Source organism: Kribbella deserti (genome assembly GCF_042434725.1).
Taxonomy (GTDB): Bacteria; Actinomycetota; Actinomycetes; order Propionibacteriales; family Kribbellaceae; genus Kribbella; species Kribbella deserti.
This window is the reverse complement of record NZ_JBHLTC010000032.1, coordinates 50,125-73,824: the sequence shown is the minus strand read 5'-3', so window position 1 is coordinate 73,824 and position 23,700 is coordinate 50,125. Positions and strand designations below refer to the sequence as shown.

Here is a 23,700-nt window from a genome sequence, read left to right as displayed (position 1 = left end):
GCCTAGGCGGTGATTTTGTCGATGATGAGGGGGGTGGGCTCGTACGGCGTGCCGGTGGGGGCGATGTCGGTGGCGTCGGTGAGGGATTCGAGGGCGCGGGGGAAGCGGTTCGCGTCGTCGGCGTGGAGGGTTAGCAGGGGTTGGCCTGCCTCGACGGTGTCGCCGGGCTTGGCGTGAAGTTCCACGCCGGCGACGGGTGAGACCGGGTCCTCCTTGCGGGCGCGGCCTGCGCCGAGGCGCCAGGCGGCTACGCCGACCGCGAGGGCGTCGAGCCGAGTCAGTACGCCGGATTCGGAGGCCTTCACCACGTGGGTTTCCGGAGCCACTGGCAGCTCCGCGTCCGGATCGCCACCCTGAGTTGCGATCATCCGGCGCCACGCGTCCATCGCCGTACCGTCTCGCAGCTTGTCCGCCGGGTCCACGTCGGTGATACCGGCTGCCGCGAGCATCTCGACGGCCAGGGCCACGGTCAGCTCGATCACGTCCGACGGGCCGCCACCGGCGAGGACCTCAACCGATTCGCGGACTTCCAGTGCGTTACCCGCGGTCAGCCCGAGCGGGGTGGACATGTCGGTCAGCAGCGCCACCGTGCGTACGCCCGCATCGGTGCCGAGGGCAACCATCGTCTCGGCCAGTTCGCGCGCGTCGGCCAGTTCCTTCATGAAGGCGCCGGTTCCGACCTTCACGTCCAGTACGAGCGCACCGGTGCCTTCGGCGATCTTCTTGCTCATGATCGAACTGGCGATCAGCGGAATCGCCTCGACCGTGCCGGTGACGTCCCGCAGCGCGTACAGCTTCTTGTCCGCCGGGGCGAGGCCGTCACCCGCGGCGCAGATGACCGCGCCGACCTCGTCGAGCTGGCGCATCAGCTCGTCGTTCGACAGGGCCGCGCGCCAGCCGGGAATCGACTCGAGCTTGTCCAGCGTGCCGCCGGTGTGACCGAGGCCGCGTCCGGACAGCTGCGGTACGGCGACACCGCAGGCCGCCACCAACGGGGCCAGCGGCAGGGTGATCTTGTCGCCGACGCCACCCGTGGAGTGCTTGTCGGCGGTCGGGCGGGACAACTTCGAGAAGTCCATCCGCTCGCCCGAGGCGATCATCGCGTTGGTCCAGCGGGAGATCTCGCGCCGGGTCATACCGTTCAGCAGGATCGCCATCGCGAGCGAGGACATCTGCTCGTCGGCCACCGCGCCCCGGGTGTAGGCGTCGATCACCCAGTCGATCTGGCCGTCGCTCAGCTCAGCCCGGTCCCGCTTGGTCCGGATCACGTCGACCGCGTCGAACTTCTCGCTCACTTCTTCTCCACATCATCGAAACCAGCGGCATCATCGGACCCAGCAGCACCGGAGCCGGCGAGGTTCTCCGGACCGAACGCGTCCGGCAGGATCTCGCTCAGCGGGCGGATACCCCGCGCCGTCTCCAGCAACAGCTCCGGCCCACCGTGTTCGTACAGCAACTGGCGGCAGCGCCCGCACGGCATCAGCAGCACGCCCTGGCCGTCCACACAGCTGAACGCGACCAGCCGTCCGCCACCGGTCATCAGCAGCTGCGAGACCAGCCCGCACTCGGCGCACAGCCCCAGCCCGTACGACGCGTTCTCAACGTTGCATCCGGCAACAACCCGGCCGTCGTCCACCAGCGCGGCGGCCCCGACCGGATACCGCGAGTACGGCGCATAGGCATGCCGCATCGCGGCCACCGCGGCTTCCCGCAGCGCCGGCCAGTCGACGGTCAGCTCATCCCTTGACGTAGGGCTCACCGTCCGCCTTCGGAGCGCGCACCCGGCCGACCAGGCCCGCGACCGCGATCACCGTGGCCAGGTAAGGGGCCATCAGCAACAACTCGCCAGGGATGGGCGTCTGGATGATCTGCAGCTGGGACTGCAACTGGGTGGCGAAACCGAAGAACAGCGCCGCCACCATCGCGCCCACCGGGTGCCAGCGGCCCATGATCAGCGCCGCCAGCGCGATGAACCCGTTGCCGGCGGTCATGTCCTTGTTGAACGAGCCGGCATAGCCCACGGTGAAGAACGAGCCACCGAGACCGGCGAGCACCCCGGCCCACAGCACCGCGGTGTACCGGACCCGGGTGACCTTGATGCCGACGGTATCGGCGGCCTTCGGGTGTTCACCGACGGCCCGCACGCGCAGACCCCAGCGGGTCTGGAACAGCATGAAGGTGACCACGGCGACGGCGATATAGGTCAGGTAGACCAGCGCCGTCTGGTTGAACAGGATCGGCCCGATGAACGGGATGTCGCCGAGCAGCGGGATCTTCACCGCTGCCAGCACATCCGGGGTGTTCAGGTTGGCCGTGTCCTCCTGGATGAACTGGTCGAACAGGAAACCCGTCACACCGGAGGCGAAGACCACCAGCACGACGCCGAGTACGACCTGGTTGACCAGGTACTTGATCGAGAAGACCGCCAGCAGCGCCGCCATCAGCACACCGGTGATCGCGGCCGCGGCCAGCGCCGCCACCGCGCTGCCCGTCGTACTGGCGACGATGGCGGCCGTGAACGCGCCGACCAGGAACTGGCCCTCGATCGCGATGTTGATGACACCGGCGCGCTCGCACAGCACACCCGCGAGGGCGCCGAGGATCAACGGGGTGGCGAAGTTCAGCGTGCCCTGGAACTGGTTGGCCAGCGGGAAAACCTTGCCCGCCGCGGCCCAGCACAGGAACGCCCCGATGAAGCAGATGCCGAGGATCGCGCCGAGCCAGCCGGCGTACCGCATCGGTACCCGGCGCAGCAGGTACGCGACCGCGGCAGCGAGCCCCAGCACGGCCAGGAAGATCGCCGTGCCCTGGGCGGGCACCTTCAGCAGGCTGCCTTCGAGATCGCCGGAGACCAGTTGGAAGGTGGCCTTGCCGCCGTTGGTGACGAACGCCAGCAGCAGGCCGATCACGGCGAAGACGAGCATCAGGCCGCCGACGCGCAGGCGGCGGGTCCGTTCGGCCGGGCCCTCGATCGTGGCCGGGGCCGTCGGCCGGGACTCCACAGTCGTCTCGGTCATCCGTTCCAGCCTTTCGCGAGTACGGCGCCGGCGCCGCGTTCCTTCGGCAGGAACCGGAACACCGAGCGCACCAGCGCGGGCGCCGCCACGAACAGCACGATCACCGCCTGCAGCACGGTTGTCAGGGTCAGCGGGGTCTGGGTCTGCAACTGCATCTGCAGGCCGCCCGCGTTCAGGGCGCCGAAGAGCAGACCGGCCAGTACCGTGCCGATCGGCGTGCCGCGGCCCAGCAGCGCGACCGTGATCGCGTCGAAGCCGACCGAGGCCGCCACTCCATCGGTGAGCGGCAGATCGGTACCGAGCACCTGCTGGGTGCCGGCCAGCCCGGCCAGACCGCCGGCGACCACCATCGCGATGATGTACGCCCGGCCGACGCTCATACCGGCCGTGCGGGAGGCGTCGGGGTTCGCGCCGACCGCGCGCAGCTCGAAGCCGATGGTCGAACGGTTCAGCAGCCACCAGACGAACGCCGCCGCCAGCAGCGCCAGGATGAAGCCGAGGTGCAGCCGGTTGCCACCGAACTGCGGGTACTGCGCGCTCGCGTCCACGATCGGGCTGATCGGGTCCTCGCGACCTGGCCGCTGGAAGGTCGTTGTCGTCAGCAACCACTGCAGCAGGTAGATCGCCACGTAGTTGAGCATGATCGTGACGATCACCTCGTGCGCGCCGGTCCGGGCCTTCAGCAGGCCGACCAGTCCACCCCAGATGGCGCCACCGATCAGGCCGGCCAGGATCGCGACGAGCAGGTGCACTACCGGCGGCAGGTGCCAGGCGAAGCCGACCCAAGCCGCGAGAATGGCGCCGATGATCAGCTGGCCCTGCGCGCCGATGTTGAACAGCCCGGTGCGGAAGGCCAGCGAGACCGCGAGCCCGCCGCAGATCAGCGGGGTGGCCTGGGTCAGCGACTCGGCGATCGGGTTGAGCCCGCCGACCGCGCCGACGACCAGCGCCTTGTACGCCTCGCCGACCGCGGTGACGGCGGCCGACAGCGTGTCGAGCGGCGCGGCGAAGAAGTAGCTGGAGGCAAGCTTCACCTCGTCGTCGCCGATCACGATCAGGATCGCGCCGACCACCAGCGCGAGCACGATCGCGCTGGCCGCGACCAGGCCCTGAACGGCCCAGCCGGGCAGACCCTGTTTGGGCGCCTTCGGCTCGGGCTGCGACTGAGGCTGGGACTCCGGCGCCTCGGTGCTAGTACTCATCTAGATGGTTCCCAACGTGGTCGGGTGCTCGGTGGCGGCGATCTCGGCCTCTCGCTGCGAGGCGCCGGCCATCATCAGGCCCAGCTCGTCGCGCGGGGTGTCGGCCGGTACGACGCCGACCACCTTGCCGCGGTACATCACCGCGACCCGGTCGGCCAGCGCCGCGATCTCGTCCAGTTCGGTGGACACGATCAGTACGGCGGTGCCCTGGTCCCGCTCGTGCACGATCCGCGTGTGCAGGAACTCGATCGAGCCCACATCCACACCGCGGGTCGGCTGCGAGGCCACCAGCAGTTTCAACGGCCGGGACATCTCGCGGGCCAGGACGACCTTCTGCTGGTTACCACCGGACAAGGACGACACGGGAAGATCGATCGACTGAGTACGGATGTCGAACTCGTCCACCCGGCTGGTCGCGTTCTTCTCGATCTCGCCGGTGTGCAGGGACACCCCGGAGCCGAACGGAGGCTTGCGGAACAGGTCGAGCACAAGGTTCTCCGCGACCGAGAACGAGCCGACGAAACCGTCGTGCGCGCGGTCCTCCGGGACGTACCCGATACCGGCCTCGAGCCGCTGCCGGGTGCTACGGCCGGACAGGTCCCGGCCGTCCAGGCTGATCGTGCCCGCGGCGATCGGGATCAGGCCCAGCAGCGCCTCGGCGAGTTCGGACTGGCCGTTGCCCTGGACACCGGCCACCGCGAGGATCTCGCCCGCCCGGACCTCCAGGTCGACGTTGTCGACGGCGGTGTGACCACGCTCGTCGATGACGGTCAGGCCCCGGACCTCCAGCTGAACCTCACCCGGCTCGGCGGGCGCCTTGTCGACCTTGAGGTCGACGGCGCGGCCGACCATCAGCTCGGCCAGTTCTTCCTCGGTGGCCGACGGCTCGGCCGTGCCGACCACCTTGCCGCGGCGGATCACGGTGATCTTGTCCGCGATCGCCTTGACCTCTTTGAGTTTGTGGGTGATGAACACGATCGAGGTGCCGCTGTCCTTGAGCTGGCGCATCACCTCGATCAGCTCGTCGATCTCCGCCGGAGTCAGCACGGCGGTCGGCTCGTCCAGGATCAGCACCTTGGCGTCGTGCGTGAGCGCCTTGATGATCTCGACCCGCTGCTGCACGCCGACCGGGATGTTCTCGACCAGCGCCTCGGGATCGACGTCGAACCCGTAGCGGTCGGACAGTTCGCGGACCAGCGCGTGCGCCTTCTTGCGATCCAGTACGCCGGCGCCGCGGGTGGTCTCCCGGCCGAGCATGATGTTCTCCGCGACGGTGAATACCGGGACCAGCATGAAGTGCTGGTGCACCATGCCGATACCGCGCGCGATCGCGTCGCTGGGTGAGCTGATCGAAACCTTCTCCCCGTCGATCAGGATCTCGCCGGAGTCGGGCTGCAGCAGCCCGTACAGCATGTTCATCAACGTGCTCTTGCCGGCGCCGTTCTCGCCCAGCAGGCAGTGGATCTCGCCTGGTTCGATCACCAGGTCGATGTGGTCGTTGGCGACCAGCGAGCCGAAGCTCCTGGTCAGCCCCGCGAGCTCGAGATGCATGCGGGCAGCCTCCCTATCAGACGGCGAGCCAGGAAGACGGGATCCGGACAGTGCCCGGACCGCCTTCCTGGCTCGAACCGTACCGAACTATGTCGCCGGAGTGGGTCAGGAGGCCTTCGGCTGAGCCTTGGACTGCAACTTGATCTTGCCCGAGATGATGTCGGCCTTGATCGCGTCCAGCTCCGACTTCAGCTCGGCCGGCACCTTGCTGTCGAACTCGTGGAACGGAGCCAGCCCCGTGCCGCCGTTCTCCAGCGTGCCGATGAACTGCTTGTTGTCGAACTTGTTCTCGACCGCGGAGGCGATGGCGTCCTTGACCGCGACGTCCATACCCTTCTGCACGCTGGTGATCAGCACCGAGCAGTACTCCGCGGCGCTTTCGCAGCCGTCGGTGTCGACCCAGATGGCGTTGACCTTGCCGTTGCTGGCCTTGGCCGCCTGCAGACCGCCCAGACCGGCCGGACCGGCCACCGGGAAGATGATGTCGGCGCCCTGGGTGATCAGGTTCTGGGCGGTGTTCTGGCCCTTCGCCTTGTCCTCGAAGTCACCGGTGAACAGGCCGTCCTGCTTGGCGTCGTCCCAGCCGAGCACCTGCACGTTCTTGCTCTTGGTGGTGTTGTAGTGCCGCACGCCCTCGGCGAAACCGTCCATGAAGATGGTCACCGGCGGGATCTTGATGCCACCGTAGGTGCCGACCTTGCCGCTCTGGGACATCGCGGCGGCCAGGTAGCCGGCCTGGAAGCTCGACTCGGCGGTGTTGAAGCCGAGCGGCTTGACGTTCGGGATCGGCTCGGCCGGGGCCGAGTCGACGATCGTGAACTTGATGTCCGGGTTCGCGACGGCCGCTTTGTCGGTGGCGTCTTCGAGCTTGAAGCCCACCGAGACGATGATGTTGCACTTCTGCGCGACCATCGCGGTCATGTTCGTCGGGTAATCGTTGTCCGACTTCGATTCGGCCTTCGCCTCGGAGATGTTCAGCTCCTTGACGGCGTCCTGCAGGCCTTTGTAGGAGGTCTGGTTGAAGGACTTGTCGTCGAAGCCTCCCGAGTCGGAGACCATGCACGCCTTGAAGTCCTTCTTGGCGCCGCCGGCCGGAGTCTCCTCCGCAGGCTTGCTGCCACAAGCGGCTACCGCGAGCGTGACCACGCCCACCATCGCCAATCCCCGCATGTACTGCTTCACCAGACGCCTCCTTGCGTCGAGATACCACCGAAAAGGCTGATACGCCTTCCCCGGCGTACCGCACCCGCAGACTATAGGGGTGCGCAGCCAATCTCTGAACGCCCAGGCGGGCTCGATACCGGAAAGTAATCCCGCCGGAGATCCCTTTACCGGCAGGAGATCTTTCGGCTACTGCACGCGACTTGAACGTCACACACCGCCTTTCCATCACCTGTGGTTCGCCATTTGCCGAGGCCATACCTGTACCGGGCTGGTACGGAACCGGTCCGGGGCGGATGCGAGACTGGGGCGATGACCACTTCGCGAAGCCTGCTGCTGTCGGACGTGAAGTCTCGCGTCGACGAGGTGCGGGACGAGACGGTGGCGATCCGCCGGGACCTGCACGCGCATCCGGAGCTGGGCTGGCACGAGGAGCGCACCACCGAGGTCCTGCGCAAGCGGCTGCTCGAGGCCGGACTGGCCCCGCAGGTGCTGCCGACCGGCACGGGCCTGATCTGCGATATCGGTTCCGGTGACACCTGCGTGGCGCTGCGCGCGGATATCGACGCGCTGCCCGTGACCGAGACGGCCGAGACGCCGTACCGCTCGAGTCACGCCGGCGTGAGCCACGCCTGCGGGCACGACGTACACACCGCCGCGCTGATGGGCGCGGCCCTCGTCCTGGCGGGCATGTCCCGCGACGGCCTGCTCCAGCGCCGGGTGCGGCTGATCTTCCAGCCCGCCGAAGAGGTCATGCCCGGCGGCGCGCTGAGCGTGATCGCGGCAGGCGGCCTGGAGGGCGTGCACCGGATCTACGGGCTGCACTGCGATCCGCGGCTCGAGGTCGGTCAGATCGGCCTCCGGGTCGGTGCGCTCACCGCCGCGGCCGACCGGATTCTCGTGCGGTTGATCGGCCCGGGCGGTCATACGTCCCGCCCGCACCTCACGGGCGACCTGGTGTACGCCTTGGCCACGCTGGTCACCGAACTGCCCGCGGCCCTCTCTCGCCGGGTCGACCCGCGCGCGGGCATGTCGCTCGTCTGGGGCCGGATCACCTCCGGCTCCGCGGCGAACGCGATTCCCGCCCGGGGCGAAGCCGAGGGAACCCTGCGCTGCCTCGACGTCAGCGCCTGGCGTCTCGCGGCCGAGCTGATCCCGGATCTGGCCGCGCAACTCGTCGCGCCGTACGGCGTGCAGGTCGAGACCGAGGTCACCCACGGCGTACCACCGGTGATGAACGACGCGCTCGCCATCGACGTACTGCGCAAGGCCGTCGAGCAGACCCTGGGCTCCGCCGCGGTGGCCTCGACCGATCAGAGCCTGGGCGGCGAGGACTTCGCCTGGTACCTCGAACACGCCCCGGGCGCGATGGCCCGCCTCGGCGTACGCCCCGTCGGCGCCACCTCCGCCGCCGACCTGCACACCCCCGGCTTCACCCCGGACGAAACCGCCATCGCCCTCGGCACCACCGTCCTGACCTCGGTCGCCCTACTCGACTAGATCTGCGGTTCCTTCTGCCGAGCGGATGCTCCCACGGCCGGCCGGGTCGGCGGCCGATGGGCGGTCGGCGGCCGAGGGCCGGTCGGCGGCCGATGGCTGGGCGAGGGCCTGTCTCTGGGCGAGGGCCGGTCGCTGGGCGATGGCTGGTCGATGGCCGGTCGATGCGGGTGGTCCGCAGGCTCCGCGCCGGAAGGTCGCCTCTCGCACGCCTGGCGACGGGCGGCCGACTGGCTCCCGCCTCGCCGGTTAGGCGGGTCGACCTTTGAATGCGGGGGTCGACGTGCCAGATCTGAAGGGTCTACCCCCGATTCCGACGGTCGACCCTCGGAATAAGGTGACGCGAGACTCGGGATCAGCCGGGGTCCGCGGTACTACCCCGCTGCCCGGCCTGCCGGTGCTCCTGGGCACGGCTTACGCGTCGCGAGGCGGGTTTTCGCGTCCATTGGTGCCGTGGTGGTGCCCGATCGGCGGTGCGCACTTGGCGGTGCCCGATCGGCGGCGGGCGGTAGGTGGTTAGCGTCTCGCCTTGGGGCTGGCGGTGGTCCCCGAGTCCGGTGCCGAGTTTTTGCGCGACTACCTGGCTGCAACCGGGTAGTCGTACGAAAACCCGGTAGCGGGCACACCACAACCCGGCAGCCAGCCCACAACCCGGTAGCCGCCCCGGGCCTGCGTCGTGCCAGGCCCGCTCGTCGCATTCAGCAAAGCGCAAGGCGAAGAGCCGAACCAGCAACGAACGAACAGGGCCGACAGGCGAGCGATAGCCGGGCGGACAGGGCCAGCGGACGGGGTCAGTGGCCGGGGCGGACGGGGTCAGTGGCCGGGGCGGGCGGGGTCAGTGGCCGGGGCGGGCGGCTGGTGCGGGCTTTCCGCACTGTCTCCCGTCGTCAGTGTCAGAAGGTGTCGGCGGGGATGTAGATGCCCCAGACTTCGCGGAGGGCGTCGCAGACCTCGCCGACGGTGGCGCGGGCCTTGAGCGCGTCCTTCATCGGGTAGAGGCAGTTGTCGGTGCCGCGCGCGGCCTGGCGGAGTTCGGTCAGGGCCTTGTCCACGGCGGCCTGGTCACGTTCGGCGCGGAGGCGGGCCAGGCGCTCGACCTGCTGGGCCTCGATGGCGGGGTTGACGCGGAGGGGCTCGTACGGTTCCTCCTCGGCGACCTTGAACTTGTTCAGGCCGACAACGACCCGTTCGGCCGAGTCGATCTGCTGCGCGATCCGGTACGCCGAGCGCTCGATCTCCTGCTTCTGGAAACCCTGCTCGATCGCGGCGACGGCACCGCCGAAGTCCTCGACCTTGGCCATCAACTCGCGGGCGGCGGCCTCGACCTCGTCGGTGAGCGACTCCACCACGTACGAGCCGGCGAAGGGATCGACGGTCGCGGTGATGTCGGTTTCGTACGCGAGCACCTGCTGGGTCCGTAGCGCCAGCCGGGCCGCCTTCTCCGTCGGCAGCGCGATGGCCTCGTCGTAGGAGTTGGTGTGCAGCGACTGCGTTCCACCCAGTACGGCGGCCAGGCCCTGCACGGCGACGCGGACCAGGTTCACCTCGGGTTGTTGCGCGGTGAGCTGGACGCCCGCGGTCTGAGTGTGGAAGCGCAGCATCAGGGATTTCGGGTTCTTCGCGTTGAACTCGTCGCGCATCACCTGGGCCCAGATCCGGCGGGCCGCGCGGAACTTCGCGACCTCTTCCAGCAGCGTCGTACGGGAGACGAAAAAGAACGACAGCCGGGGCGCGAACTCGTCCACGTCCAGCCCGGAGGCGACCGCGGCGCGCACGTACTCGATGCCGTCGGCAAGGGTGAACGCGATCTCCTGCGCGGGCGTCGCGCCGGCCTCGGCCATGTGGTAGCCGGAGATCGAGATCGTGTTCCAGCGCGGCAGTTCGGTCTTGCAGTAGGCGAAGATGTCGCTGATCAGGCGCAGCGACTCCTTCGGCGGGTAGATGTAGGTGCCGCGGGCGATGTACTCCTTGAGTACGTCGTTCTGGATCGTGCCAGTGAGCTTCGCGCCTTCGACACCCTGTTCCTCGGCCACCAGTTGGTACAGCAGCAACAGCACCGAGCCGGGCGCGTTGATGGTCATCGAGGTGGAGACCTGGTCCAGCGGGATCCGGTCGAACAGCACCCGCATGTCGTCGATCGAGTCGATCGCCACGCCGACCTTGCCGACCTCGCCGTGCGCGATCTCGGCGTCGGAGTCGTAGCCCATCTGGGTGGGCAGGTCGAACGCGACCGACAGGCCCATGGTGCCGGCGTCGATCAGCTGGTGATAGCGCTGGTTGGACTCGGCAGCGGTGCCGAAACCGGCGTACTGCCGCATGGTCCAGGGGCGCTGGGTGTACATCGTCGGGTACACGCCGCGGGTGTACGGATACTCGCCGGGCTGTCCCAGTTTCTCCGCCGGGTCGAAACCCTCGAGCTTGTCGGGGCCGTAGACGGGGGCGAAGTCCCAGCCCGATTCGGTCTGGTGGCTCATGGCCTTCACGGTAGGCCCGCGAACCGCAAACCGGTACGTCACACGCGGTGAGATCCCCCACGTCCCGCGATTACGTCACATTCGCCACGCTCACCGGGTGACCGGCCCGACGGTGCGGCGGGGGAACCGCACCGTCGGGTGATCAGGTCAGGGCTGGTCCAGCAACCAGCGCTGGCAGGGCCCGTTCCAGTAACGCCAGGTGATCAGGCTGGCGTTGAGCTCCGGATTACAGTCGGCCACATCGAGGGCGTTGCCGTTGCTCTCCTGGGTGATGGACCAGGAGCCGTTGAAAGCCGGCTCCACTCGCCATCGCTGGCACGCCCCTTCGCTGTCCGGCATGGTCGCCACCGTCAGCGCCAGCGTGTCGGTACAGCCGAGCACGTCGATGGCCTGTTCCGTACTCGGCTCGACGATCTTGTAGACGTCGTCCCCGAGCGGCTTGAACTCCCACCGCTGGCACGGGCTGTCCGGGTACCAGATGTACATCCGCATCGCGGAATCAGGCCCGCAGTCGATCACGTCGAGCGCCTTCTCGCCGTGTACGGCACGGATCCGGTACTTGCCGTTCGGCTGCGCCGGGTTGAAGGCGGCCCGCAGGATCCACTGCTGGCTCGCCTCGGCGGCACAGGTCCGCTGAACGATACTGGCGGCTTCACCCGTGCTGCCTTCGGTCGGAGACGCGCACTTGTCGCTGTGCGCGAACTTCAGCCGGACCACCGTGTCGTAGCTACTGCCTTCCAGGTACTCGATCCGCAGCTGCTGGTTCGACGTACCCATACAGGGCCATTGCAGGACACCGACCTCGTCGCCGTGCAACTGGTTGTAGACATCGAGGCACCGCGGACGGCCGTCGGCGATGTTGCCCTGGAAATGCGCGGTCTGGATCTCGAACTGGTCGATCCCGGCGATCTGCTTGATCCGGAACCGCTGGTTCAGCCCGCCCAGGCAGGTGTGCTGGACCAGCCGCTCGCCGTCGGCCTGGTTGTTGTTCCAGACGTCCAGGCACTTGCCGGTGTTGCGGTTGACCAGTTCGTAGGTCCGGTTCTCGATATCGAAGCTCGGCCCGGTACTGGCCCCGACGCGTGGCTCCTTCCACCCGCTGGTGGCCGGGCCGAACGACGTACCGGTCGAGGTGAGGGTGTAGGCCTCGCGGCCGCCACCGTCCAGCGAGTAGATCAGCCCGACGTCTTCCTTGCCGTCGGCACTGAAGTCACCAACGGCCAGCGCGGTCCTGGCCGGGTCGAAGGTGGTCGTGTCGCGCCACCACTCCGCCAGCGCGAAAGCGGTACCGGTGGACCGGAACACCTTCAGCGAGGCGTCCGTACCGCTGTTCTCGTAGAGCGTGACGACGTCGTCCTTGCCGTCACCGTTCACGTCCGCGACCTGCGGCTTGCTGCGCTCCCAGCAGTACGCGCCCGCGCCGCTGTCGTGCAGCACGGCCGGCGTCGCGCTGAACGCCGTACCGGTCGACTTGAAGTACCGCGTGACCGTGCGGCAGCCACCCTGGTTCTGCATGTCGACGAGATCGGCGAGCTTGTCGCCGTCCACATCGGCGAGCAGCGGCGCGCTGCCGGACCACGGACTGGTGGTCTGCAGCGATTGCACCGGCGTGGTCAGGGCCGGCCCGAGCCAGGTCAGCGTGCGCCAGCTGGTACCGGCCACGTTGAGCTGGGCAACGATGTCGGACTTGCCGTCGCCGTTGACGTCACCGGCGATGATCCGGGCAGTGCTCAGCGGCCAGCCGTTCGCGCCGCTGTGCCAGACCGGCGCCGACTCGAAGTCGTACCGCTCGCTGTTCGACAGGCCGCGGTACATGCCGATCCGGCGGCCCGCCTCCTCCCGGAGCAATACGGTGTCCGTCCGGCCGTCGCCGTCGAAGTCACCCCGGACCGGCTTGGTCCGGTACATCGCGAAGCCACCGTTGGCGCCGCTGTCCCAGGCCAGCTGCCCGGTGTGCAGACCGCCGCCCGCCTTCGAGACGATGTTCCAGACGGCGGTTCGCCCGTCGCCCTGGTCCAGCACGGTGGACAGGTCCGCGCGGCCGTCGCCATTGACGTCACCCCGCCGCTTGACCGGCACCTGGGTGAGCTTGCTGGCGCTCAGCTGCCAGACCGTCGGTTCGTCGCTGACGTTGTTGGCCGCGTCGACCGCCTTCACGTACAGCATCTTCGCGGGCATCGTCCCGGTCGCTGTCTGCCAGACAGTGAGCGGGATCTGTGCGACGCCGCCCGGGCCTGCCTTGATCCGGCTGGTGATGCGCTCCGGCTTGAACCCGTACAGGTATTCCGCGACGTCGCCGTCGCCCGGCGCGGGCCGCAGCGTCACGGTGCCGACCGTGCGGGCCGGGATAGCGGCCTCGCCATCAGGGAAGTCGGTGGACTCCAGTACGGCGCCCAGCGGCTTCTTGGCGTCGACCTTGAAGTGGCAACGCTGGGTCGACGGGCCGAACTCAACCCCGTCGTCCGGCACGTTGTCGTTGCTCCGAGCGGTGTAGTAGTACGTCTCGCCGTCCGCCAGCACCGCGCGGTCGATGGCCGGCCAGGCGAAGGCCGACCCCGACGTGGTGTTCGCCGAGTCGATCTCGTGCACCAACGCGTCGTCCGACGCCTTGTTGATGGACAGCCGGGTGGTGACGTTGTCGCCGTCCTTGTCACTGGCCACCGCGGAGAACGAATAGCCCGACAGCGGCCAGCTGACCACGATCGGCGCCGCCTTCGGAGCGCACGGCCGGGCCCGGGTGAAGTTGACCCGGCTCGGCTGGTTGGGCACGTTGTTGAAGTTGACCACGAGCTTCGCGGTGTGCCCGTGGAACCTCTTCCACTGCGAGATGTCGGATTCGTTCGGTGCTTTCAGCCCGAACGTCATCGTCGACTGCCCGGCGTCGGCGATCTGCTGGGCCGCACCCTTGATGCCGTCACCCGACCACGACATCAGCATGTCCGGTTGACCGCCGCCGGTGCGCGCGTTGCCGTTGGCGTTGCCCAGATGCCATCGCCAGTGGCCGGCGGTGTTGCGCCAGGTGGCCGGCTGGTTCCGGTCGAGACCGTGCGTCCACCACAGCTCGGTCGGGGTCGGCGAGCCCGAAGAACTGTGGTCCAGCCAGATCTGGAACGAGGCACCGGTCACCCGTGCCCCGGCGAGATTGCCGTCCCCGAACTGGAAGAACGAACGGTAGGTGATGACGTTGTCGTACGACCGGCCCACCTTGGCGCCTTCACCACGGTCGTAGTCCCAGTAGGACTGGTCCGGGTGCTCCGCACTGACGTGAGTCCACAGGTAGTTGTTCACCGCCCAGGACGGATCGATGAAGACCGGGTAACGGGTGGTCGGTGCACTGAGCAACTTCTGGTCCGGCTCGATCACCAGCTCCCGAGCGGAGCCGGTGGTCGGAATACTGGCGTGCCTGGTCCGCGGCTCCTGCTGCGGTACGGCGGTGGGGCTGTCCCACATGACCGCCTTACCGGCCGTGAACAACGCCTTGCCACTGGCGTCGGCGGCGATCGTCGTACCGTCCGCCTTGGTGGTCAGCTTCAGCCCCGAGCCACTGATCGGGAAGCGCAACCGCTTGAGCGCCGGGTTCTTGGCCGCCTCGCGGTTCTTCACCACCAGCACGTGCTGGAAGCCGGTGGCCTCGACCCGCACCCGCAGGTCCACGCCGGGGAACACCTCGCGGTACGTGGCGGTGTCACCGTCGAGCACCGGCTTGGGCAGCCGGTTCTGCCAGGCCATCCGGACCTGCTTGGTGTTCTTGCCCAGGGCAACAAGCTTCTCGTCCCCGCCACCGGACAACCGCAGGTCCGTCACGATCAGGCCCGGGCGCACCGAACCGTCCGGCTGGAACTTCAGCAAGGTGTCGATGGGCGCCCAGCCCGGGCCCTTTCGGGCCCGGACCGGATACGCGTACTGCTCCATCGTGTGCAGTCCGGAGGGCTCGCGGAACACCTGGGTCGTTTCCGACCTCAGGTGGTCCAGCTCGACCCGCTGGGCTGCTTTCGGCTCGCCGGACCCCACGGGCCCGGCGGCTTGCGCCGCCGAGTCCGTGGTCAGCCCGAGCGACGGGAGTAGCAGCGCCGCGGCAGCGAGGCCACCAACCGCCATTCTCGCTCTCATGTTGATCCTTCAGTCAGCTGAACGAATGGTCGAAGGTGCGCTCGCGCCGGCGGTCCGCGCGGCACGAGCGCACCGGATCACCACAACTTGAGGACGTCGAAGGCGTGCATGCCACGACCTGCCCAATAGCCGGCCAGCGTGCCACCGATAACGCCGATGGCGGCACCGACCGCAGCACCGACGATGATGCCGGGCGGCCCACCGAACACTCCGACAGCAGCACCGACCTTGGCGCCGACGGTGGCACCCACCACGGTGCCGGCCACGGTGCCGACCGCACCGCCCACCGCGCCGCCGACCACCATGCCGGAGTTGGAGTAGGTATCGCGGCTCAATGCCTCTTCGTCCTGAGCGGGAGCTTGCGGCTGCTCCTTGGCCTTCTCCTCTTCCCGCCTCTTCTGCTCCTCGACCTGTTTGCGGTTGGCCTCTGCCGCGAGCTGATCGGCCTTGGCTCGCACACCGACCTGGAAGGCCACCGCGTTGAGCCGGTCCGTCTTGCGATCCAGCGCCGCCATACTGGAATTGGTCGCCTTGGCCGAAGCCAGTGCCTTGGCCATCTCCTGGGCGTCCGGCCCGGCTTCCTTGATGAACCGTTTGGTGACGATCTTGATCACTTCTTTGGTGTGGAATCGCACCGTGCGAACGATCTCCTTGTAGACCGTCACCTGGCGGGCCACCTCGGCCACCAGCGACTGCGCGAAGTCGTGCATGCCGAAGGCTTTTGCCAGCTTCGCCAAGAAGGTGTAGATGACGATCTTCACGTAGACCGTGATGACCTCGCGCTTCAGCTCCTTGATCCGCTTGGTGTGGTAGCGCACGATCGTCTTCAGCTCGGTGACCGTCTCGGTCCGGTACCGCTTGCCGTCGGCATCGACCGAACTGACCGGGCTGTTGTTCGCATACGCATAGGCGTTCAGCTGCTGCGGATCGGCCGGATCCACCACCGGGTCGACCGAAATGAACCGGCCGGTGGTCGGGTCGTACTCACGAGCCCCGAGGTGAACCAGTCCGGTGGACGAGTCCTTGGTGCCGCCGACGAAGTCCCGTTGGCTCGGCCACGCGGCAGGTACCGCGCCGCGCGCCTCGCCGTACGGGGTGATCCGGCGTCGCTGGAAGGCCTGCGTCGCCGCGTCCACCATCAGCGTGGCCGAACCGTGGTGATCGGAACCGAGCCAGGTCAGCTTGCCGCTCGGATCGGCCGAATTGGCGACCCGGACCCCGATGGTCTGCTTGCCGAACTTGTAGTGCCGCGTGCCGACCTGGGTACCGTCCGGCTTGAGCAGCACCTCGGTTCCACCGAGGTACAGCGTCGTGCCGGTGCTGTCCTTGCGCAGCAATCGGTTGCCGTCGGCATCGTAGATGTACTCGGTCTCCTGGGTGCCCTTCTTGACCTTCGTCAGCTTGCCTTCGGGATCGAAGTCGAAGGTCTCACCCACACCGGCGACGGTCCGGCTGGTCTGGTTGCCGGTCTCGTCATAGCCGTACTCGTTGACCTTGGTGCCCTGCGGGCCGGTCGTGGTGATCTTCTGTACGGCGTGCGGCCTCGGCTGCCCGGCCGCCGGGTACTCGTAGGTACTGGTGGTCGCACCGGCCGAGGTGTTGCGGGTCTCGGTCTTGCGATTGCCGATCTTGTCGAACGTCCACGAGTGCCAGTACGGCGCGGGTCCGCCGAGTTGGCTCGCGGCCGTCGGCTGAACGGCGCAGTTGCCATCGCCCGGCGTCCAGGCCTTGGTCAGGCGCTTCAGCTCGTCATAGTTGAAGCACTGCGTGTCCTTCGGTTCGGTGCTGCCGGTCGCGGGAGCGTCGACGATCTTCGTGACGTTACCCGCGTGATCGTAGGTGTAGCTCTGGTCCAGGATCCGCTGCGGTCCAGGGGTCTCCCGCTGGCTGATGGCCCGGGTCAGGCGGCGCGTCGCCTCGTCGTACACGTAGGAGTGACGCAACCACTTGCCGTCGGTCGGCTGGACCTCGAGCATCGTGATGTCGCCGAAGGAGTTGAACTCGGTGCCGGTGACGTAGCTGCCCAGCTCGCTCGACATGCCGGTCGGCAGGTCGTTGCTGTCGTACGTGGTGGTCAGCTTCTCCGCCGGCAACCCGCCGACGGACGGCAGCGACACCGACTCCAGCAGGCCGTTCGCGGTGAAGGTCTGGCTGCTGGAGTAGGTCTTGGCCAGACCGCCCTGGGCCGCCGGAATCGTGATCTCGGTACCAGTCGGCTGACCTGCGGCGGAGTAGCCGGTGACCCGGGTCGTGTAGGCGTGGCCGTTCACGTACCGCGTCGAAGTGCTCGGTGAGCCCTTGGCGATGGTGTCGTAACTGCGCTCGACCCGCAGCGGGCCGTCGGCCGACTCCTCGCGGGCGGACGTCTGACGACCGATCTGGTCATAGGCGTAGAACAGCTTGCTGCCCTTGGCGTCGGTGGTCGACGTCACCTGGTCCAGCTCGTTGTAGGTCATCGTGGTGGTGCCGCGATCCGGCTCCTCCACCTTGATCCTGCGGCCCTGGAGGTCATAGGTGTAACGCCACACGTTGCCGGCCGGATCGGTGACCGTGGCAAGCTGCCCGGCCTTGGTGTAGGTGTAGCTCGTCTTGTCGAAGTCACCACTGGGGTCCGGGGTGTTGTACGTCCGCAGCTCGGTCTGGCGGCCCTGGACATCGGTGATCTTGGTGGTCGCCTGCTCACCCGTCGGCGGGTTGGTGGTCTGCCGATCCGGTTCGTGGCTGTGGGTGGTGGCCCACTTCTCTTCGTTGTACGACCACAGCGACTCCTTGACCGGCCGCTCGATGGCGTCGTACGTCGTCGACTTGCGCGCGGGCAACTCTTCCTCGACGGGGTCGAAGACCACGTTCCCGGGCGGCGCATCGTTGTAGTAAGGGGTGTTCTCGATGGTCGGCAGACCCCGCGAGTCGTACTCGTAATCGGTGATGACCCGCCCGATGCCGTCGGCCGAGGCCTTCTGCACCTGCCGCTTACGCTGCAGGCCGTCCAGGATCTCGTACGTCGTCTCGACGGTGTTGTCGGCTTGCAGACTCTTTGTCTGCACCACGCCAGGCTCGTCGACCCCACCGAAGTAGGTGTGCTCGACGCTGGGCGTCTCCGACTCGGCACGACCCGGCAACCAGATCTTGTTGATCCGGCCCAGCCCGTCCCGCTTCGACACCGTCTCGCGACCGGCGACGTCGACGACCTTCTTCGCCTGACCCCAGGCCGGGTCGAGCTCGGTGCTCGAGGTATGCCCGTTCGGCAGCGTAACGGTGGTCTTGGTGACCGGGCCATCAGCCGGGAGATAGGCGTACTTCGTGGTCTGCCCCAACGCGTTGGTGTCGGAGGCCTTGCGACCGTTCTCGTCGTACGTCGAGGTGCCCACGGTCTCGTAGCTCGGAACGCCGGCGGCGTTGTAACCCGATACCCGCTGGGTCTCGACCGGCTTGGGCTCGGTCGGCGTGGTGCCGCCTTCGTATCGGACCAGCTCGTCGCTGACCACGTCGTCCTTGGTCCATGGCTGGTCACACGCCTTGGCGACGGTCTGCGTCCGCGACGGCAGTTCGGCGATGCCCTTGGCGGCATTGCCCACGTACTCGTAGCGAGTACAGGTGTCGTCGCTGGTGCTGGCCAGGTCGTTGGCGTTGGACGACTCGGTGAGCAGACCGGTGGCGGTGTACTCGTTCTTGGCCGAGGTCTCCCGCCAGCCGCCGCCCGGCTTGGCCTCCCACCCGCGGACCGACTTCTGCTCGACCTTGAACGCGCTGGTGGTGCCCCAGTCGCGGGTCCGCGTCGAGGTGGGCGGCGACACCCACGGCTCGGTGATGGTGCGCTCGGCGATGACGCCGTTCAGCAGCTTGCTGCTCTCGCGCTCCTGGCCGGCCAGCACGTTGGCGTCCTCGATCCGGGCACCGGTGGAGTCCACCACGTCGACGTCCTTGACGCCGCCGGCCTTGAGCTTGTCGCCGTCCATGCCCTGGAAGTAGCGGTGTTCGGTGACCGACTGCGGACCGGCCGGATTGCCCTTGGTGACGATGACGCGTTTGTACCCACGCCACTGCGACCAGGTCTTGCGGCCGATCTCGACCAGGCCGTCCTCGTCGTCGTGACGCCAGGCCGGGCCTTCGGGATAGGTCACCCGGGTCTCCACCGGCACCATGCCGCTGACCCGGTCGGACTCGGTGACCGAGACGACGACGTACTTGTGGAACCAGTCCTCCCGCTCGTCCAGTGCGCTCGGCGGGGTCCACTTCATCGGGTGGCAGCGCCGGTTGTTCTGGTCGACTGCCGGCACGTTGCCGGGCAGGCTGCAGTCCTTGCCGGAGTAGGCGATGGCCAGCGAGCCGCCGGAGCCGTAGTGGATCGCGCGGATGCGGAACCAGTCGAGTAGCGGCTGGCCGCTGCCGTCGTCGACGCGGTTGGGCATCGCGACCTTGTCGAAGTTGACCTCCGGGGTGTTGACCGCGGAGCCGACCTCACCGATGTGCGTGATGGCCTCCAGCCAGAGCCGGGGGTTGGTGTTGTCGCCGGGGTTGGGGAAGCTGTGCCGCAGGATCCAGGAGTCGACCGGTGCGAACGCGCTGCCGCGCCAGACCTCGGTACGGATCTTGCTGAGCTTCTTCTTGGTCCAAAAGCTCGGGCTGGTCCGGGTGCACCGGCTGGTGCTCGTGCACTCCTGGTCCAGCGGGGTGTCGAAGTAGGCGGCCGGAGCACAGTTGGCGCCGGTCACGCAACGCTCGGTGGTGTCGAAGTGAACCCGGGCAACCGGCTTCTCGCTGAACACCTCACCGGCGGTCTGGCCGTAGTCGATGCGCTTGATGTTGCCCGCCCGGTCGTAACTGCTGGCCGTGGTCTCGCTGCCGTTGCGGGCGTAGTTGTTCTTTTCGACGTCGTAGAACAACGACATCGTGTTGCCGTGCGGATCGACGACGTAGTCGAGGTTCCACCGGTAGGCCTGCTGACAGAACGAGTCGGCGAAGGCGGCCTTGTTGCACTGCTCGCCGCCGTGGTTACCGGCCACCGGAACGGTCCAGGCCGAGTTGGTCGGCTGGGCGTTCGGGCTGGGGATCTTGTTCAGGCCGAAGTAGAACTTGGTGCCGTCCTTGGTCGTGATGACCCAGTACTCACCGGTCTCCGCCGCGGTACCGCCCTGGTCGCCGTTGTCCGCACCGGACAGCCGCTCGACCTTCGTACCGTCGTCGGCCTTCGGACGCCATTGGCCGGTGGCGTCGTCCCGGACGAGTTCGCCACCCTTGCCGTTCAGCGTGAACGTCGCGTTGTCGGTCGCGAAGCACAGGTCGCCGACGGCCTTGGCGCCGTTGTTGCCGGTCTGCTCGGATTTGGCCGAACAAGACGCGTACCGGCGCTCGATCGAGCCACCAGGCGACAGCTCGAACCCCTCACCGACCCACGAACTCTGGTTGTTCGTGCCCGAGGTGCGGCCGTCCACGCTGCCCGAGGAGTACCCGAGGCTGATCTGAGCCGTCGGGCCGCCCGTGCCGGGTGGCGTACGCATGGGGTATTGCCAGTTGAAGTCACCCGACGAGCCACCCACCGACCATGAGGCCGTGGGTGACAGGTTCGTATTGCCGAAGTCACCGGCAGGTCCGGCGGCGGCCGCCTCCATCGCGAAAAGGCCGGTCGCCGGTACGTCGGCGCTGAGCGTGCCCGCTCCGGTGTTACGGGTCTTGACCGGCGTACCGGCGCAGTTCGCCGCCGCGGGCGTGACGGCGGCACAGGCGGGCAGCTGGACCAGACGGAGCCGGGTCGCCCAGTCGGCGCCATAGGCGTGCCGGAACGACTGGTAGTTCAGCTCCAGCGCCACCTTGCCGGGCGCCTTCTTCGCCTTGTCGGTATTGGTGAGTTTCACCAGCACCGACGCACCGCGGCGGCCGAGCAGATCCACCTTGACGGTGCTCGGCGCGGATCCGTCGGTGGTCGCGGCACCGACCGCGACCGGCAGCGTTCCAGCTGCCTTCTTCGCGGGCCGGACGCCGGAAAGTCTCGCGTTCCAAGTGGTTTCAGGCAGTACGACGTCAGCGGTGCCGGCCGATGGCCAGACCACGGCCGGAGTCTTCACGACGTCAACGGCCAGATCCGGCTCTCGCGGCTTGACCTTGACGTTCGAGCCACGCACCGCCTTCACCTTGGCGGATTTGAACAGTGGCTCGTCTTTGACGGGTGGAGCCGGAATGGCCCCCGCCGGGGCTGCCAGCCCCACGATCAGGGTCACCCCGACCACAACGGCCAGGGCACCGCGAACAACGGATTTCGACACAGGACCTCCCAATCTAGGCAAGATCACTGTGAGGTCACCGCATCACGGCCTCAACGACTTTCCACGTCGCTCAAATAGCCGTTCGGGCCCGATCCGCCCGCCCGGGGGCCGATCGCTCACAGCCGAGAATAACGATGGAGAGGCGCCGAAATCCGCGTCGGAGAAGGACAATCCGGGACGTCCGCCGCCGCGTGGACGACGTCAGCCCGGTCGCGGCCGTACGGCGAATTCCGGTTCGAGCGCCGGTTCGCCGGTTTCCCGAATTCCATCACGGTCGAATGGTGGAGGCAGGCAACAACCCTGCCTCCACCGGGTTTCAGACCGTGGCGGCGCTGGGGTCCCAGTCCTCGGGCAGGATCTCGGGTACGTCGACGGTGCTGGTGACGTCGACGAAGGCGCCGGAGTCGACCGACTCGCTGACCGAGACCATCACGTCCACGACGTGGTGGGCCAGGTCACCGGTGGCGCGGTGCGGGCGGTCGGCGCGAATGGCGCGGGCCATGTCGAGCACGCCGGTACCGCGCTCGGCCAGGGCCTTCACGTCGGCGACGGTCTCCCACTCGCCCTCACGGCGGATCAGCTTGATCTCACCGTCGAAGCGGTTGGGATCGGGCAGGGCCAGGGTGGCCTCGGTACCGGTGATCTCGACGAAGCCGTGCCGGCCGAGCGGTGAGTCGAAGCTGAAGATGTGCTGCGACGACTGGCCGCTCTCGAACTTGGCGATCATGCTCACGTGGCTCGGCACGGTCACGTCGAACTCGGTACCGGCCAGCGGGCCCGAGCCGATCGTGCGGGTCGGGCGCGAGGTGGAGCCGATACCCGCGACGGCACCGACCGGACCGAACAGCTGCACCAGCGCGGTCAGGTAGTACGGGCCGATGTCGAACAGCGGGCCCGCGCCCTCCTGGAACAGGAAAGCCGGGTTCGGGTGCCACGACTCCGGGCCGGGCGACTGCATCAGGGTCAAGGCGGTCAGCGGCGTACCGATGTCGCCCTTCTCGATCAGCCGCCGGGCGGTCTGCAGACCCGGGCCGAGAAAGGTATCCGGCGCACAGCCGAGGCGGACCCCGGCGTCGGCCGCCGTGGCAAGCAGCTTCGCACCGCTGTCGCGGTCCATCGCGAACGGCTTTTCGCTCCACACGTGCTTGCCTGCGGCAACGGCTGCCAGGGCCACCTCGACGTGGGCGACCGGAATGGTCAGGTTGACCACGATCTCGACGTCCGGGTGGCTGAGCACGGCCTCCGGACCACCGTGGGTGACGATGCCGAACTCCTCGGCCTTCGCCTGGGCCGCCTCGGGCCGCAGGTCGCCGATCGCGTGCACGACCACGTCCGGGAAGCTGGTCAGGTTCTTGATGTAGGTGTCGCTGATGACACCCGCGCCGATGACGCCGACGCCGACGGGTCCGGTGCTCATGCCTGCTGCCCCTCGCCGCGGAAGTCCGCCTCCAGGAACGCGTAGCTGCCGCTGACCGCGTCGAAGATCTCACCCTCGAAGTCGTCCAGCTCGACGACCGCGAGCCGGCCCGGCGCGGCGGCCAAGAAGTCCTTGACCGGGATCGTGCCCGAACCGACGGCGACCTGCGCCTTGTTGTTCAGCGTGCCGTCGCCGTCCTTGATGTGCAGGGCGACAACCCGCTCACCGAGGCGCTCCAGCAGTGCCGGTACGTCGGCACCGCCCACCGCGGCCCAGTAGGTGTCGATCTCCAGCACGACCTCGGGCGCGAGGTGCTCGACAAAAACCTCGAGCGCGTGCCGGCCGTCCAGCATCGAGGCCAGCTCGAAGTGGTGGTTGTGATAGCCGATGGTGATGCCGTGGCGCTCGGCCTGGTGCGCGACCTGGTTCAGCTGAACCGCGATCTGCTTGACCTCTTCGGCGGACTGCCAGCGGGCCGGGTCGGTGAAGGGGTCGATCACGGTACCGATGCCGAGCCGCTTGGCGGCGGCGAAGGCCGGCTCCAGCTCGCGGCCGAGCAGACCGGCGTGGGTGGTCGGCGCGGTCAGGCCGTGCTTGGCCAGGCCGTCGGCGAGCTTGGACTCGAATTCGACGAGGCCGAACGGCTCAACCTGCCGGTAGCCGATCTCGGCGATCCGGGCGAGGGCGGCATCGAAGTCCCGCTCCAATTCGCCACGAACGGTGTAGAGCTGGAGGGATAGGCGGTCAGAGAGCACGGTTGCTCCTCGAAGCGGCGGTCAGGTCCGGGAGAACGCTCTCTCCCTCTTGCAGGAGATCCTACGGACCCTTGTGCTTAACCGGTCAAGCGTAATGATCGCAGTCTGGACGATGACTATCGGTCATCGGCTGGTTACCAGCCGGTCGGCCATCGGTCGGCAACCGGTTGACGGCCGGGGGCCGAGGCGTCCACGGCTCTCCCGCTGCCCGTCATACCCACTTCGCCGAGGGTTCATCCAGGCTCGGGAACCTCGG

The 23,700-nt window shown here is 68.0% G+C and carries 12 protein-coding genes; 1 reads left to right on the top strand and 11 read right to left on the bottom strand.

All coding sequences use genetic code 11. The features are described from left to right. Positions 1–2 precede the first annotated feature (2 nt). Genes ACFFGN_RS24895 through ACFFGN_RS24870 form a run of 6 tightly spaced genes read right to left on the bottom strand, consistent with a single transcriptional unit; the run spans position 3 to position 6,955 of the window. Positions 3–1,295 carry a thymidine phosphorylase gene (locus ACFFGN_RS24895; protein ID WP_380051883.1) on the bottom strand — a complete coding sequence of 431 codons (1,293 nt, stop codon included), beginning with the start codon at positions 1,293–1,295 and terminating at the stop codon, positions 3–5. Next, positions 1,292–1,759: a cytidine deaminase gene (locus tag ACFFGN_RS24890; protein WP_380051880.1), complete on the bottom strand. Its 468-nt coding sequence runs from the start codon at positions 1,757–1,759 to the stop codon at positions 1,292–1,294. The genes ACFFGN_RS24895 and ACFFGN_RS24890 overlap by 4 nt, the downstream gene beginning before the upstream one ends. Continuing rightward, entirely contained in the window at positions 1,737–3,017 is a 1,281-nt protein-coding gene (locus ACFFGN_RS24885; RefSeq protein ID WP_380051877.1) for an ABC transporter permease, read from the bottom strand. Before ACFFGN_RS24885 ends, ACFFGN_RS24890 begins: the two co-directional genes overlap by 23 nt. Further along, positions 3,014–4,219: an ABC transporter permease gene (locus tag ACFFGN_RS24880; RefSeq protein ID WP_380051874.1), complete on the bottom strand. Its 1,206-nt coding sequence runs from the start codon at positions 4,217–4,219 to the stop codon at positions 3,014–3,016. The genes ACFFGN_RS24885 and ACFFGN_RS24880 overlap by 4 nt, the downstream gene beginning before the upstream one ends. Continuing rightward, positions 4,220–5,821 carry an ABC transporter ATP-binding protein gene (locus ACFFGN_RS24875; RefSeq protein WP_380052164.1) on the bottom strand — a complete coding sequence of 534 codons (1,602 nt, stop codon included), beginning with the start codon at positions 5,819–5,821 and terminating at the stop codon, positions 4,220–4,222. Positions 5,822–5,875: 54 nt separating this feature from the next. Then, positions 5,876–6,955: a BMP family lipoprotein gene (locus ACFFGN_RS24870; protein ID WP_380052161.1), complete on the bottom strand. Its 1,080-nt coding sequence runs from the start codon at positions 6,953–6,955 to the stop codon at positions 5,876–5,878. Positions 6,956–7,243: 288 nt separating this feature from the next. Between ACFFGN_RS24870 and ACFFGN_RS24865 the strand changes: the two genes are divergently transcribed. Then, positions 7,244–8,431, top strand: coding sequence for an amidohydrolase (locus ACFFGN_RS24865; RefSeq protein ID WP_380051871.1), 1,188 nt, complete (start codon positions 7,244–7,246; stop codon positions 8,429–8,431). 890 nt (positions 8,432–9,321) lie between these two features. Here ACFFGN_RS24865 and ACFFGN_RS24860 read toward each other — a convergent pair. The 5 genes from ACFFGN_RS24860 to ACFFGN_RS24840 form a co-directional block, all read right to left on the bottom strand. Further along, a complete protein-coding gene (locus ACFFGN_RS24860) occupies positions 9,322–10,902 on the bottom strand; it encodes an acyl-CoA mutase large subunit family protein (RefSeq protein ID WP_380051868.1) in 1,581 nt (526 codons plus the stop codon). Positions 10,903–11,049: 147 nt separating this feature from the next. Beyond that, positions 11,050–15,012 carry an RICIN domain-containing protein gene (locus ACFFGN_RS24855; RefSeq protein ID WP_380051865.1) on the bottom strand — a complete coding sequence of 1,321 codons (3,963 nt, stop codon included), beginning with the start codon at positions 15,010–15,012 and terminating at the stop codon, positions 11,050–11,052. A 77-nt stretch (positions 15,013–15,089) separates the two neighbouring features. After that, the gene (locus tag ACFFGN_RS24850; protein WP_380051862.1) at positions 15,090–21,272 is read right to left on the bottom strand and encodes an RHS repeat-associated core domain-containing protein; all 6,183 of its coding nucleotides are present in this window, start codon (positions 21,270–21,272) and stop codon (positions 15,090–15,092) included. A 316-nt stretch (positions 21,273–21,588) separates the two neighbouring features. Beyond that, a complete protein-coding gene (locus tag ACFFGN_RS24845; protein WP_380051859.1) occupies positions 21,589–22,689 on the bottom strand; it encodes a Gfo/Idh/MocA family protein in 1,101 nt (366 codons plus the stop codon). Then, positions 22,686–23,444, bottom strand: a complete 759-nt coding sequence (locus ACFFGN_RS24840; RefSeq protein WP_380051856.1) for a sugar phosphate isomerase/epimerase family protein — start codon at positions 23,442–23,444, stop codon at positions 22,686–22,688. Before ACFFGN_RS24840 ends, ACFFGN_RS24845 begins: the two co-directional genes overlap by 4 nt. Positions 23,445–23,700 lie beyond the last annotated feature (256 nt).